Source organism: Nocardioides coralli, from assembly GCF_019880385.1.
GTDB classification, from domain to species: domain Bacteria; phylum Actinomycetota; class Actinomycetes; order Propionibacteriales; family Nocardioidaceae; genus Nocardioides; species Nocardioides coralli.
Window position 1 is genome coordinate 3,078,459 of sequence record NZ_CP082273.1, and the last position, 12,864, is coordinate 3,091,322.

At 68.6% G+C, this 12,864-nt stretch carries 15 protein-coding genes; 2 read left to right on the forward strand and 13 right to left on the reverse strand.

Features of this window, described 5'->3' with window-relative positions:
- Positions 1 to 2 precede the first annotated feature (2 nt).
- The 5 genes from K6T13_RS15200 to K6T13_RS15220 all read right to left on the reverse strand — a co-directional run bounded on the left by K6T13_RS15200 (position 3) and on the right by K6T13_RS15220 (position 5,061).
- Entirely contained in the window at positions 3 to 863 is an 861-nt protein-coding gene (locus tag K6T13_RS15200; RefSeq protein ID WP_222895377.1) for a glycosyltransferase, read from the reverse strand.
- On the reverse strand, positions 860 to 1,846 hold the full coding sequence (locus K6T13_RS15205; protein WP_222895378.1) for a lipopolysaccharide biosynthesis protein: 987 nt from the start codon (positions 1,844 to 1,846) through the stop codon (positions 860 to 862). The genes K6T13_RS15200 and K6T13_RS15205 overlap by 4 nt, the downstream gene beginning before the upstream one ends.
- 385 nt (positions 1,847 to 2,231) lie before the next feature.
- On the reverse strand, positions 2,232 to 2,984 hold the full coding sequence (locus tag K6T13_RS15210; protein ID WP_249424050.1) for a sulfotransferase family 2 domain-containing protein: 753 nt from the start codon (positions 2,982 to 2,984) through the stop codon (positions 2,232 to 2,234).
- On the reverse strand, positions 2,984 to 4,177 hold the full coding sequence (locus tag K6T13_RS15215; protein ID WP_222895380.1) for a glycosyltransferase family 4 protein: 1,194 nt from the start codon (positions 4,175 to 4,177) through the stop codon (positions 2,984 to 2,986). Before K6T13_RS15215 ends, K6T13_RS15210 begins: the two co-directional genes overlap by 1 nt.
- A gap of 131 nt (positions 4,178 to 4,308) precedes the next feature.
- Positions 4,309 to 5,061, reverse strand: a complete 753-nt coding sequence (locus K6T13_RS15220; protein WP_283247928.1) for an FkbM family methyltransferase — start codon at positions 5,059 to 5,061, stop codon at positions 4,309 to 4,311.
- Between the two features lie 153 nt (positions 5,062 to 5,214).
- On the opposite strand from K6T13_RS15220, the gene K6T13_RS15225 reads away from it, so the two are divergent.
- Positions 5,215 to 6,651, forward strand: coding sequence for an O-antigen ligase family protein (locus K6T13_RS15225; protein WP_222895382.1), 1,437 nt, complete (start codon positions 5,215 to 5,217; stop codon positions 6,649 to 6,651).
- On the opposite strand, the gene K6T13_RS15230 is transcribed toward K6T13_RS15225, so the two are convergent.
- The 5 genes from K6T13_RS15230 to K6T13_RS15250 are packed head-to-tail and all read right to left on the reverse strand — an operon-like array spanning position 6,648 to position 9,461.
- Complete coding sequence (locus K6T13_RS15230) at positions 6,648 to 7,421, reverse strand: hypothetical protein (protein WP_222895383.1); 774 nt, start codon at positions 7,419 to 7,421, stop codon at positions 6,648 to 6,650. The two genes, K6T13_RS15225 and K6T13_RS15230, sit on opposite strands and share 4 nt — an antisense overlap.
- A gap of 19 nt (positions 7,422 to 7,440) precedes the next feature.
- Entirely contained in the window at positions 7,441 to 8,619 is a 1,179-nt protein-coding gene (locus K6T13_RS15235) for a WXG100 family type VII secretion target (RefSeq protein ID WP_222895384.1), read from the reverse strand.
- On the reverse strand, positions 8,609 to 8,905 hold the full coding sequence (locus tag K6T13_RS15240; RefSeq protein WP_222895385.1) for a hypothetical protein: 297 nt from the start codon (positions 8,903 to 8,905) through the stop codon (positions 8,609 to 8,611). Before K6T13_RS15240 ends, K6T13_RS15235 begins: the two co-directional genes overlap by 11 nt.
- Positions 8,898 to 9,170 (reverse strand): SAV_915 family protein, encoded by a 273-nt coding sequence (locus K6T13_RS15245; protein ID WP_222895386.1) that lies wholly within the window; start codon positions 9,168 to 9,170, stop codon positions 8,898 to 8,900. Before K6T13_RS15245 ends, K6T13_RS15240 begins: the two co-directional genes overlap by 8 nt.
- A 51-nt stretch (positions 9,171 to 9,221) precedes the next feature.
- Positions 9,222 to 9,461: a hypothetical protein gene (locus tag K6T13_RS15250; RefSeq protein ID WP_222895387.1), complete on the reverse strand. Its 240-nt coding sequence runs from the start codon at positions 9,459 to 9,461 to the stop codon at positions 9,222 to 9,224.
- Positions 9,462 to 9,653: 192 nt separating this feature from the next.
- Between K6T13_RS15250 and K6T13_RS15255 the strand changes: the two genes are divergently transcribed.
- A complete protein-coding gene (locus tag K6T13_RS15255) occupies positions 9,654 to 10,574 on the forward strand; it encodes an LCP family protein (protein ID WP_222895388.1) in 921 nt (306 codons plus the stop codon).
- 81 nt (positions 10,575 to 10,655) lie between these two features.
- Here K6T13_RS15255 and K6T13_RS15260 read toward each other — a convergent pair whose 3' ends face one another.
- From K6T13_RS15260 to K6T13_RS15270, 3 genes are all read right to left on the reverse strand, one after another.
- Positions 10,656 to 10,952, reverse strand: a complete 297-nt coding sequence (locus tag K6T13_RS15260; RefSeq protein WP_222895389.1) for a DUF1416 domain-containing protein — start codon at positions 10,950 to 10,952, stop codon at positions 10,656 to 10,658.
- A 237-nt stretch (positions 10,953 to 11,189) separates the two neighbouring features.
- On the reverse strand, positions 11,190 to 12,038 hold the full coding sequence (locus tag K6T13_RS15265) for a sulfurtransferase (protein ID WP_222895390.1): 849 nt from the start codon (positions 12,036 to 12,038) through the stop codon (positions 11,190 to 11,192).
- Positions 12,039 to 12,152: 114 nt separating this feature from the next.
- A complete protein-coding gene (locus K6T13_RS15270; RefSeq protein ID WP_222895391.1) occupies positions 12,153 to 12,623 on the reverse strand; it encodes a DUF4395 domain-containing protein in 471 nt (156 codons plus the stop codon).
- Between the last annotated feature and the right edge of the window lie 241 nt (positions 12,624 to 12,864).

The window sequence follows — 12,864 nt, forward strand, 5'->3', positions numbered from 1 at the left end:
GCCTAGGCGAGCCTGGACCGGCCCGTGCGCGTCCACACGCCTTGCCCTCGATCCCAGCTGATGAGGCCGGGCGTGGCGCCGAGCGATCTCCGGATCGGAACCGGCAGCCATGACAGCACTTCGTGAGCTGGTGCTCGGACGTAGCCCGAGAGAAGCCTTCGCTCAAGGAATCCTTGGGCTTCCGCGCGATAGGTCTCTATCGCATCGGATAGATGCTCGCCGTGAAACCTGAAACCACCCAGGTGGGCAGCCACGACATCGAGCTGCGCTGATCGCGCGAACCTAGTCCACAGGTAGAGATCACCCGCGAGCCTCAGCGTCGCGAGCTGCTCGAAATCCAGCTCACGGTGCAGCGTGCGCAGCCAGAACGTCGACTCCTGTTGGATGAATCGCCCTCCGCGAACGCCGTAGTGGCCGGATCGAATCAACCTCTGGTCATATCGCCAAGGCACCTTGGCGGAGATCAAAGCCCCAGAAGGTGCGTAGATGGCGCGCATACCCGTCAACCACTCTGTCCCGACGTTCTCAAAGCATTCACGCACCACCGACAGGCAGTGTGGCGAGTAGTAGTCGCCGGCGTTGAGATACGACACCACGTCTCCGTCGGCGAGCATCATCCCCTTGACCAGGGCGTCGTACATCCCCTGATCCGGCTCACTGATGACCCGCAGCTCGGCACGCTCGTGATCCGCCCATGAGCCGCGAGCCTCTGCGACGGTAGCGTCGGTCGAACCGCCGTCCACGACGATGTACTGAAGAAAGACATCGTCATCGTTCAGGGCGCTCTGCGTGCGAATCGACCTGACGGTGTCGGCGATCCAGCCCTGCGCGTTGTAGCAGGGCGTCACGATGGAGAACTTCACGGCACCTCGTCGTCCTGAAGGAAGGCGGGCGGGTCGCCGGTCAACCTAGCAAGGCGCCCCGGCACGGTCACTCGTCGCGAGGATCGCCAGACCCACCACGCCAGCAGCGGAATGTGGACGCCCATCAACGAGAGGCAGGAGGCCCACACCGCACCGGCGGGCCCGAAGGCAGGGGTCATGACGAGCTTCAGGCTCACGTTGACGATCGCCGCCGCACACATGGAGAGAAGCTGGAAGCGCAGCCCCGGCGCTGTGTTGAGAACCATGGCGAAAGGCTGATGGCTGACCAGAGCCACTCCCCAAACAGCAAAGGCAAGGATCAGTGGGGCACCGGGAGTGGCCAGTCCCGCCGTGAGATGCGAGCCGAGGACGCCGACCGCCCCAGCGTAGGCCGCACCCGCTGGCAACCCGACGGCAAGAAACCCGATGCACATACGCGTCACAGCTCGAGCGCCGAGGACGGCTGACTCCCCTGCGACACGCGCGCGCGCGAAGTGGGTCCAGAGCACAGGCGCAGAGGCGGACGCGAGAACGAGGAAGAGCTGGGCGGGCCGTGCGGCGGCGGCGTACTCCCCCGTTCGTTCGACCCCCAAGAGCGCGGACACAAGCCAGTAGTCCACGTTGTAGCTGACGGCGTAGGTCAAGGAGATGGCAATCATGGGGAGGGCAACCGCAGCCTCGACCCCTTTGGTGCTCCCAGCCGACTCGGGCACGGTCTCGCGCACGAGTCGATGCAGTGCCAGTCGGCCGGCCAAGCCTGTCAACAGCGGCGCGAAAGCCGGGAGAATCACAGTGACCATGAGGGGTGCATGCATCGTGCAAGCCACCACTGTCGACACGACGGTGAAGACGGGCCCTACGACGCTGAGGGCTGCTGCAAGCCCAGGCCGACCTACTCCCTCCAGCATCCTCGTGTTGACCTGTTGCAGAACGCCCGCGAGATAGATGGCGGCAAAGGCGGCGACGACCATGCTGAGGGACACGGTGGGGGACTGGGAATCGCGCTCGAGCAACAGGCGTTCCCATGGAATGGCCAGCGCCAGGACAGTCGCGATCAGCACGGCCCCGGCCGTCCACCGTGAGGCGTCCCGCCGGACGGCACGGACGAGATCTCGAGACGGGGGACCGCTCCCGCCCACGGCCTCGACAACCGACGTTCGTGCGCTGCCACCCACACCAGAGTCGAGAGCAGACAAGAAAGCCGTGAGACTCGTGAGTGCGGCATAGATCCCCATGCCGGCCAGCCCATAGGTGTCCGCCACCAAGGGCAGGACCACGATCAGGGAGGCGAAGCCGACAAACCTGGACAGTGAGTAACCCGCGGCGCTCCTCGTCAGGTGTCGGACCAGTCCCCCCTGCTGGGCAGGACTACGCGAAGTCAACGTTCTCCATCAACGCGTAGTCGCTGGCATAGAGCGTCGTGACCAAGCTGCTGACGCGCGGGCTCACGAGCTCCTCGGCGGTGGGAGCTATGGATCGGCTGGACCGCAGTTCCAGCAACTCGCGTGCTGGGAGCTGCCCAACGAACCGTCCCACCGGCCGATACCTGGAGGTGGCGTGAGGACGATGCTGGTGGATGGACACCCCTCTCTGACGCAGCATCGAGAGGCAGTGATCGAAATTCTCGAAGCTGAAGTAGTGGGTGTAGGGCCCATACATGAAGTCGACCTGGGGTCGCCAATGCGGATCCATTCGTCCGCGCGGCAGGTCCAACAAGAACTCGACGAACTGCTCGAACGTGACATCGCCCAAGGTCTGACCACGACTGAGCAGTCCCAGCTTCTTCAGCGACTGTGTGGAGTGGTCGGCCGGCTTGGAGAACCGGTCGAGAAAGGCGCTGGCCAGCCGTTGCAGTGGGTCGCGGAGCACCACGAATCGCACCTCCGGCCTGCGGCACCTGACCAGCCCCAAAAGTCGGTGACGCGCGCTGATGGCGTGGGGGTCGCTCCCCGCTGCAAGCCATCCCTCATGGCGGCCGAGTGACAACTTCAGGGTGGAGCACCCGTTCTTGGGGATGTAGGTGTAACGCAACCCGGATGTTGGGAAGGCGAGCTCGTACCTGCGGGGGAAGACCGGCGAGCCAGCGATCCACCCATCGACAAGTCGACGCAGGTCGCGCATCACTGCTCCGACGCAACGGGGGCCGCCAGGACCAAGCTCTGCAGCTTGGCCATGTTGGCGCGGCGCCCGTACTCTGCCTCGGCGTAGCGACGACCGTTCTCCACGAGACGCTGACACAGCTCGCGATCGCCCCGTAGTGCCTGAATTGCCGCGTCGAGGGTCTCCGGTCGGCCCCTGTTGTCGACGACCACTCCGCAGCATGCGCTCCGAAGCTCGCGGGCCGTGGCACCGTCAGGATCCACGAATGCGACGATAGGTCGTCCCGCGCGCGCGTACGCCGTCAGCTTGCTCGGCAACGACATGTCCTTGACATCGGGTTTCTCGCACAGGATCAACGCGTCGGCGGCGCCCAGGATGTTGACGTAGTCCTGATTGTCCACGCTGGGCAGGAACTCCAGGTTCTGGACGCCCGACGCACTCTGCCGCAGGCGGGACAGCTGGCTGCCAGCTCCGAGGAGCACGTAGCGCGTGGACGCGTCGCTGGTCCGTGCAGCCTCGACGACCGACGAGAGCCCCTGCTTGAGCCCCATGTTCCCCGCGTGCAGTGCGACCCATTGGCTGTCCGGCCACTGCAGCGCTCGACGAGTCGCTCGCACGGGGCGGTCGGCTTCGGGCAGGAAGGTCCAGTTCCTGACGACCGCTATCCGGCCGACACCCGGGCTCCCGAGCCGCTCGGCGAACGTCTCGCTGATCACGATGACTCGGTCCGCCGTGTTGAACACAAAGGACTCCAGGGAGGACAGCACGAGGGTGACGAGCCCCTGCGCCCCCAGTCCGGTCTGCGAGGCACCTCGGGTCATCGAGTCCTGGCTCCAGACCACGAATGGCTTGCCCAGGACCGAGCAGATCAGCGAAGCCGACACGGCAGAGAAGAGCCCCGGGATCACTGCCACAACAACATCTGCGCGGCGGACGGTGCGAACCAGCGCGGGGAGACTCCGCAACGCGAATGACAACTCATAACGCAACCGGCTTACAAGTGACTGACGCGCAGGCACGAAATGGCGAACCCTGAGAACCGTCACGCCGTTGCGTTGTTCGATTCCGCCATCACGGCACTCCGGACGGACGCGCCACTCAGGGTAGTGCGGAAGTCCGGTCACGACCTGAACCGTGTGCCCCCGCGAGGCCAGGTGCTCCGCGAAATCCGTCGTGAACGGCGCAGTGCCGGATGGCTCCGGTGCGTAGTTCACGCCTACAAAGGCGATCGTCCGCCCGTCCTCTTGCCTCACGGCTTGAAGATCCCTCGCTCCCCACGAATCACGACACACGAATGCTGCCATGAACTCTGCCGCACAGACATGCAACCGACCGGCTGACTCGGCTAGTGGTAGTTCGTGTCGAGGAACGCCGGATGACTGTCACGAATGAAGGCCAAGTCCATCTGCCAGAGGATCCCGTCGCTCGGACGGTTCACCGGATCGGCGATGCCGGCAGTCCGGAAGCCGCGCTCCCGCAGAAGCGCACACAGCTCGTCAAAAGCCATCCGGCCGGGGTCGTCGACCCCATAGGCCTCGATGAAGAGCAGACTCGTCTCTTCGAGCACCTGCTTCGCGCCGGCCAGAATCTCCCTCTCGTGGCCCTGGGTGTCGAGCTTGAGGAAGAAGGGGCCCACCAGGTTGCGCTCGCGCACTGCCTCGTCGATCTGCTTGGTGGGCGCCTTGATGTTGTGACGGTCGAAGCCGACGCTGCTCGCCGCACCGCCGAGCGGGTTACCTGGATCCGCGAGGAAGTTGACCTCACCGACGCGATCACTGGCTGCGCTGTGCTCCACGTGCACCCCGGCCCGGGCCGCATATCGGTTCAGTCGCCTGTGGTGCACCGGGTTGGCCTCGAAGAGAAGGAACGACGCCTCGGGCAGCATCGACCGATATCTGGCGGTCCACCGCCCATCTGAAGCTCCGACGTCAATGACCGTGCGGATCTCCCCGGCCAGCGCCAAGGCATTTCGCAGAACGACCGGGGTGTGCGTCGCGGAGCCACGCGCCCACCGAAGCCACCGGACTGGGCCGTTCTCGGCAACTCTTCGCCGGACGACCTGGCGCGCTCGATACCTGAGCGACCCTGGGCTCGACATGAGCGGCACAGTAGCGGTCACTCGAGCGTCGCGCCTGTGCTCGGACAACGTCGGGCGCGGGCGGTGGTCAAAGACTGCTCACAGGGCATGGGGTGTGGACCATCATCCAAATGTCAGCGGGAACCTCCCCCGGACTCACGTAAGGTCGCGCGCGTGACAGTCGCGGTGGCACTGGGGATGGCCCTTGTGGGCAGTCTCCTCCTGGTTGCCGCATTCAGGACCCACCGCGAGGAGTGGAACGCCTCTACGTCGTTCGTCCTCCTCATCGGCTGGCTCGTGAACTCCGCAGCCGTGCTGGCGTTGACGAGCGGTCGTTATGTGGAGCGCCTGGATCCCATCTCGAACATTCGTGTTCGCGAGCTTGTCGGTGCGGATGTCCGCACCTTTTCGTACGTCATGGTGGTCGGCGCTCTTGCCATCGGACTACTTGCCTTCCGCCACCTGCCACACCACGGTCGCCTGCACGTGTCTGCGGTGCTGGCGGTGACGATCTGCGTACTCATGAACGCCACCAATGCCCTATCCGGCCTACCTGTCGTGTCCGTCGGCGCCAGCTTCATGGTTGTCACTCTTGTTGCAGCAACGGTGATGCCCCGTGGCGACGGAGCGCGTCTGGGGGCGGCACTGTTCGGGCTCACCATGTCCACGGCGTCGCTGGCATTCGTCGCCCTCGACCCGGCCACCGGAACACGCGACTGCACGTTGAGCAAGTGCGGCCCTCTCGACTTGCTCGTGAACGGACTCACGATCTCCGAGAACGCACTCGCCTTGGTCATGGCCCTCGCGCTCCCGTTCATGCACCTGGCGTTTCGAGGGCCTCTGCGCGCCATCACCATCGCCCACACGTTGGGGGTCGTATGGCTGACCGGTAGCCGCACATCGCTCATCGCTGTCGCCGTGACGATCCTCGCGATTGCGGTGTACCGCCCCACAGCTGGTGCGCGTCCTGAGAGCCGAGACACCCTCGCCCGGTTGGGAATCGCCTTGGCCGCGGCGATCACTTTCCTCTTGCCGCGCATTGGCGACATCGAGGCGTCTGCGTTCAGCCTGCGAGGGTACTTGTGGCAGCTGGCCCATACCCGCATGGCGGAGGACTCGCCCTGGTTGGGTTTCGGCGCCGCGGCCTGGTCACGTCTGGCCACTGACACCGGCGAGATCAGCGAAGGGGCGATCTATTCTCCCCACAACCAATGGCTTGAGCTTCAGTACGCTCTCGGCTGGCTCGGGGTGTTGCTGCTGGCCTGGTGGCTCATCGCGCTTGTGCGTGAGAACCGAACTCAGGTCCGCCAGCTTGCCGTCGTGCTGATTCCCTCATTGACCATCGGTGCCACAGAGAGAGCCTGGTCGTTCGGATCGCCAGACTGGCTGACGTGGGCGCTCGTGGCCCTGCTGCTGATGAACGGCGGGGCAACGAGTCCACAGCCAGCGCCTCGGGGTCCCTCCTCCGGCGAACAGCATCTGTCCCGGGAGCCGTTGGGAAGCCGTGGCCGGGAACGGGCCGCTCTCGGCGCTCGCCTCAGGCGGTCGCAAGCACCCGTGACCCGCCGACGCTTCTCCTTGGTGCGCCCGCAGCGGGTATCGCACCACTAGAGAGTGCCTGGTAGCGACCGAGCGGACGGTTCGTGGAGCCGCTGGTTGAGGAGACCACCGGCGTAGCCGCTGCCGCCGGGGAGGTGGTTGGCGTCGATGACGAGGACGTTGCCGGCGCGCAGCGGCTTCCAGGCGCGGCCGCGAGGGCCGGTGCGGTGGAGCTGCGGGACGCGGTCATGGCGTACGACGAGCAGGACCCGCTGCGGGTGGTGGGCGTCGACGCCGGTGGCGTGCTCCCATGGCAGCTCCCAGCGAATGCCGCGGTAGGCGTCGATCACCCGGGTCGGGGTCAGCCACAGGCCACCCGCCAGCTCCGCGGCGCGGTGCGGCACCGCCGTCAGCAGCAGCCAGCCGGCGCCCACAGCCAGGACGACCGCGAGACCCCAGGAGCGCTCCAGCGTCGCGAAGACGGTCGCGAGGACGAGCACCACCCCGAAGCCGAGCAGCTGCCACGAGCTGATCAGGGTCGGGGAGACGGCGCGCGGCAGGAACAGCGCCCGCTCGCCGTCGTGCAGCGTCTCGTGGCGCGGCTGGACCGGGTCGGTGACCAGCCGCCGCTCGACGACCTCCCGGGCGATCCCGGCGACGGACCCGATCAGCAGCAGCAGCCCGAAGCACAGCAGGAACCTCCCCTGCGGCTCGTCGAGCTCGACCAGGCCGAACAGCAGGAACACCGGCGTCAGCGCGATCAGCAGCACCAGCCCCGACCACACCAGCAGCCGCAGCCACAGCGGCCGGGCGTCGGACCGGGGGATCGTCACCGAGGACATGGCGTGCAGCCTCTCACTGTCAGTCGAACAACCCGCCGATGCCGTCGACGATCGCCCCGCCGACGTCGCCCGCCCCCTCCAGCAGCGCGCCGCCGGTGTCGACGATCGTGTCAGCACCCGCCATCAGCGCCTCGCCCACGTCGCCGCCGCTCTCCCACAGCCCGTCGATCATCCCCGAGGTGAACACCCCCACCCCCGCACCGATGACGATGCCGCCCACGATCCCGACCGGGCCGCCGATCGAGCCGATCGCCGCCCCCGCCGCCACCGACGCCGCGAAACCACCCACGTTGGAGGTCACCGCCTGGGCGGCGCTCTCCCCGCCGTGCTCCATGTCGTACCAGACCCCGACACCGGTCAGCAGGCCGCCGGTCACCAGCGGCACCGCCTTGCCGGCCGCCAGGAAGCGGGCGCCGCGGGCCGCGTCGTCGGCGGCCCCCGCCCCCAGCCGCCGGTAGTGGTCGAGGTCGTCGTAGTAGCGCGCGGCGTCGTGGACCCGGTCCATCCCCTGCAGCCGGATCAGGTTGGTCTGCGACACGTTGCCGAAGTAGCGCGCCGAGTCGCGCAGGATGCTGCCGTGCACGCCCAGCACCGCCCCCGCGAAGCCGCTGGCGACGTCGGTGATTACGAAGGTCCAGTTGACCCCGTCCAGCGAGCGGTCCTTCGCCGTCACCCGCTCCCACGCCCGCCGCAGGTCGGCCCACACCTCGTCGGCCAGCCGCACCAGCCGGTTGTAGGCCTCGATCCGCTCCTGGTGGGCGTTGTACGCCGCCACGGTGGCGTCCCACGCCGCCGCCTGCCCCGCGGTCGGTGCCGCGGGCGGCGTACCCGGGTGGGCCGGCCCGTCGCCCGGCGGCAGCACCGTGGACCCGGCGACCGTCAGCCCCGCCGCCCGGGCCTGCTCCCGGATCTCGGCCATCCGCTGCTGGCAGCGCTGCAGGGTGTCGGCGTAGTCGTCGAAGGCGTCGCGCACCATCCGGACCGCGTCCTCGACCCGGTCGGTCTGGGTCACCGCCCGTGACATCGCCCCGGTGAACGCCTCGGCGGTCTCGCCGCGCCAGTCCGCCGACGCCGTCCGCCGGGCCGCCACCAGCGCCTCCCCGCCCCGCTCCACGGCGGGCCGCAGCGACCCGGACAGCCACCCGGCCGCGGACCGGATCGAGGCCGGCGAGCCCTCGATCTCGGTCTCAATCGACACCGCGGAGCCTCCCGCCGGCGTAGGTCGTCGCGACGCTCGCGTCGGTCTCCCAGAAGGTGGTGCCGGCCTCCCCCACCTGGCTGCTGACCGCCGCCAGCCCCTCCGACATCGCCGCGGCGCTGTCGAGCACCCGCGACAGCATCCCGGTGAGCATCGCGGTCATCTCGCCGGCGTCGATGCCGCGCGGCGTCGAGGGCCCGCACTCCTCCAGGGCGCTGCGGCCGCGGCCCAGCTCGGCCCGGATCTGGTCGAGGGCGGCGGGCGGCACCCGCAGCTCCTCAGCCATGCGCGGCCTCCTGCGGGTGGAGCTCGCGGTCGAGCAGCAGCAGGTCGTACGGCGCCGCCTGGTGGGCACGCTCGAGGTCGGCGAGCGTCAGCAGCACCCACGGCGCCGCCTCGCCGTACTGCGCCTGCAGCCGGTCGATCGCGGAGTAGACGAACAACGCCACCCGCTCGTCCCGCATCCGGTGCATGTGCAGCCGGGTGTTGCCGTCGGCGTCGGTCAGCGTCGGCGCATAGACCACGGGCGGCAGCGGGGGCGGTCGGTCCATGGGCTCACTCTTGCCCGACCGACCGCCCCCGCAAACCCGCGCGGGCCAGCGCTACGCCGGCCCACCGCCCTCGCTGTCGGCGGCGAGCTCCTGCACGTCGACCTCCTCGCCCTCCGAGATCTGGTGGGCGACCCGGTCGCGCTGGTCCTGGGTCAGGGTGACCCCGGCCTCCCGCAGCCCCCGGTCGAGCTCCTCGTGGACGGTGCCCTCGGTGGCGGTCTCCTGCCACGAGGTCACCCGCTCGACGACGCGCTCGAGGGCCTCGGTGCGGGCTTGCTGCTGATCGGTCACAGGTGCTCCTTTGTCGTCGGCCTCGGCCCCCCGTCGTGCCCAGCGTGACCTGGTCGCAAACCCCGCGCCGAGTCCCTGCCGCCTGCACCCCCCGCGGGGGGTGAATCTGCTCCAGCCCCTCCTCCCCGGACACGCTCCGTGGTGAGGACCGGCTGACCGGATACCCGGGCACGAGTAGCTACCCTCTCCGTCATGCCCTGGACACGGCGCAGGACCGTGATGGCCACCGTGCTGGGCACGGCTGTGCTGCTGGTCGGAGCACTCTCCACCTGGCTCGTGACCGTCTTCTCCGGGCTGGACGACATCACGCGGTTCGAGCTCTACGTGGACGAACCCTCGGGCGAGTACCAGCGGCCCGAACCGTCTCCCGACCAGGACTCGGTGACGCTCCTCCTGGCGGGCGTCGACAACGGCGACCGCGGGGACCTGCGCGAGATGCTCGCGTCAGAGCAGTGGGAACCGGGCGTGTTCCGCAGCGACGCGATCATGGTCCTCCACCTCCCCGGAGACCGGAGCAGAGCCGAGCTGGTGTCCATCCCGCGCGACTCCTGGGTGCCGATCGACGGGTACGGCCGACAGAAGATCAACGCCGCCTTCTCCTACGGGGGCCCGGCGCTGCTGACGCGAACTGTCGAGCAGGTCGCCGACATCCGCCTGGACCACGTCATGGTCGTGGACTGGGACGGGTTCCGGGGGATCACGGAGGCCCTGGGAGGCATCCAGCTCGGAGACGAGCAGCTGGACGCCGAGGAGGCGCTGACGTACGTCCGCGAGCGCAAGTCCCTGCCTCGGGGTGACTTCGACCGGGTGGTGCGACAGCAGGAGTTCCTCCTCGGGGTGCTCAAGGGGCTGCACGACAGGAATGTGCTGACCAATCCCGTCAGCAGCAGTCGGCTGGTCGGGCGCCTGGACGACCTCGTCTCGGTCGACGAGGGGCTGACGAGTGCCACGATGACGAAGCTCGCGTGGTCAGCGCGTGGCATCGGACCGTCCGACGTCCTGACCTCGACAGCGCCCCACTCGGGGACGGCGACCGTGGCGGGGCAGAGCATCGTCCGCCTCGACACTCCTCGCACGCAGACGCTCTTCGACAGGATCGTCGGCACCGACTGACCGTCGACGAGGGCGGTTCGGCGGTCGCCCGCTCCGCGACGCGCTGCAGGGCTGGGTGCGTGCCCGCTCCCGAACCCCGTCTCAGAGCGAGACCTCGACCTCCACGACCTCCCCCGTGGCAGCTCTCACCTTCCGGTCGACGGGGTCGGCCTGGGGGGCGAGGGTCCGCAGCGTCCAGTCGCCGTCGGCGGCGAAGAACCGGAAGTGGCCGGTGGCGCTAGTCGGCACCTCCGCGGTGAACTCGCCGGTCCGGTCGAGCAGCCGCACGTAGGCGTTGCCGACCGGGTCGCCGCCGCGGGTCACCTGCCCCTGGATGATCGCCTCCTTGGCGACGTCGACGCCGTCGAGGGACAGTCCGCCCTCGGTTGCTCCGCACATGTTCGTTGTCCTCTCTGTGGTCTCGACAGGCTCGACCGGCGTGGGTCGGGTTGGCCGTGTGGGGCCGGGGGTTTCGAGGCTCGTCGCTGGCGCTCCTCGCACCTCAACCTCCGGCGTACGCCGGCGTGGGTCGGCTTGGCGTTGTGGGGCCGGGGGTTTCGAGGCTCGTCGCTGGCGCTCCTCGCACCTCAACCTCCGGCCTTAGTCTCGACAGGCTCGACCGGCGTACCGCGTGGGTCAGGCCTCGCCCTTCTCGTCGCCGAGGGCGACCGGGACGCCGACGAGGGAGCCGTACTCGGTCCACGAGCCGTCGTAGTTCTTCACGTTGTCCTGGCCGAGCAGCTCCTTGAGCACGAACCAGGTGTGGCTGGAGCGCTCGCCGATCCGGCAGTAGGCGATGGTGTCCTTGTCCCAGTCGACGCCGGCGTCGGTGTAGATCTGCTTCAGCTCCTCGTCGGAGCGGAAGGTGCCGTCGTCGTTGGCCGCCTTGCTCCACGGCACGTTGGCCGCGGTCGGGATGTGGCCGGCCCGCTGCGCCTGCTCCTGCGGCAGGTGGGCCGGGGCGAGCAGCCGCCCGGCGTACTCGTCGGGGCTGCGGACGTCGACCAGGTTCTGGGTGCCGATCGCCTCGACGACCTCGTCGCGGAAGGCGCGGATCGCGGAGTCCTGCTCCTGCGCGGAGTACGACGTCTTCTCGCGGGTGGGGACCTCGTCGACCAGCTCGCGGGAGTCGAGCTCCCACTTCTTGCGGCCGCCGTCGAGCAGCTTGACGTCCTGGTGGCCGTAGAGCTTGAAGTACCAGTAGGCGTAGGCGGCGAACCAGTTGTTGTTGCCGCCGTAGAGGACGACGGTGTGGTCGTTGCCGACGCCGCGATCGGACAGCAGCGCCTCGAACTGCCCCTTGTCGACGAAGTCGCGGCGGACCTGGTCCTGGAGGTCGGTCGTCCAGTCGAGCTTGATGGCGCCCTTGATGTGGCCCTTGTCGTAGGCCGTGGTGTCCTCGTCGACCTCGATGAGGACGACGTCGGGGTTGTCGAGGTTGTCCTCCACCCACTGGGCGGAGACGAGGGTCGTGTCGCGGCTCATGGTGTGTGCCTTTCGGTTGCTGTGGCGGTGGTTCGTTGGCGTGATGGGTTACGGGGTTTCGAGGCTCGTCGCTAGCGCTCCTCGCACCTCAACCTCCGGAGGGGCGCTTCCACCTCAACCTCCGACGGAGGTGGTGGTGGTGGTCGTGCGGGTGGTGGGGCGCGTGGTGGCGCGCTTGATCAGCAGGTAGGCCTCGCAGCCCAGGCAGAACCCGGTCGTGGCGTTGAGCAGGGCCGCGGCGAAGGCGAACCCGACCGCGACCAGTCCGATGGTGGTCGCGCTGGAGAGCAGCGCCACCAGGCCGACCAGAGAGAACCCGAGGCCCACAGCCTGCGCGAAGCGTGGGGGCGCCGCGTCCTCGAGCTCGTGCGGCGGGCCGAGCCGAGGCCGGACCAGGGAGCGGAACAACGCGGCGTACGGCGTCCGCTGCACCCCCAGCCCCGCGCCGAGCGCGAACACCGCCGTCTGGAAGGCCAACAGGCCGGTCGCGGCCGGGCCGGGGGAGGTCAGCAGCACCACCGCGAGCACGGTCGCGGTGACGGCGGCGGCGAAACGCGCGCCGCGAGGGTCGATCTGGGTCGTCATGAGAGGAGATCCTGTCCTGAGGTGCGGGAGGGGGTGCCCGGGCGCCGGTGACGGCGGAGCCCCGGACGGGCGGAGATCAGGACAGGTGACACATGGCCGACCACACCAGGCAGTGGTCCACTGCGCGGCGCTTGGTCAGCAGGGTCGACGACATGGCGGGAACACTACGGCGCGGGCGGGCTGCCCTCACCACCGCATCCCGGTCGGTGAGACGGTCATCCACGATCTGGACACCGGCTCG